This window comes from Blastopirellula marina (genome assembly GCF_002967715.1).
Lineage (GTDB): Bacteria > Planctomycetota > Planctomycetia > Pirellulales > Pirellulaceae > Bremerella > Bremerella marina_B.
The window spans coordinates 1-510 of sequence record NZ_PUIA01000078.1; the positions used below are offsets into that span (position 1 = coordinate 1).

Annotated in this window: 1 protein-coding gene; it reads left to right on the top strand. The window is 58.0% G+C overall.

Annotation, left to right across the window (positions count from 1 at the left end; genetic code table 11):
- Positions 1-182: 182 nt before the first annotated feature.
- Positions 183-510: hypothetical protein (locus tag C5Y96_RS27180; RefSeq protein ID WP_146115786.1), on the top strand; the 328-nt coding region annotated here is incomplete at its 3' end.

The window sequence follows — 510 nt, forward strand, 5'->3', positions numbered from 1 at the left end:
CGGTTTTCCGCACAACCGGCAATCTCCTCTTAGATTGCCGCAAAAAACGGCTTTCTAGCGATTCTCCTGCTCTGGCGCAGCAATTGCCTTTTCTGGGAGAACGAACCAAAACCCGCGGGGAAATGATTTTCATCGCACATCGCGGCAAGACGCCTTCAGCCATACAGAATTGGGAGGCGATCTTGTTAGTCAAACACCTTGCTGTCGTCGTAGGCCTGACCGCCTTGGGATTTGTCGTACCGATCGCCAACGATCTGCGTCAAACCTCATGGACCGCAGCGACCGCCGACTATCAGGTCACGCCGGCCGCAGCCGCGCAAGTCACCTTCGCCGAGACGCAGTCTCTGGTTTTGGGGTCACGCGAGTTCGCCCAAGAGCTGCGTGGCGAGACGATCGACCATTGGGACGACGTCGCCGCCAGTCGGGTCGACTATCTCCACGAGAGCGAACATGGCACGCTCGGTTTGGCGATTCGCTGGAGCCTGTTGATGTCGGTCGCCTATCTCGGAT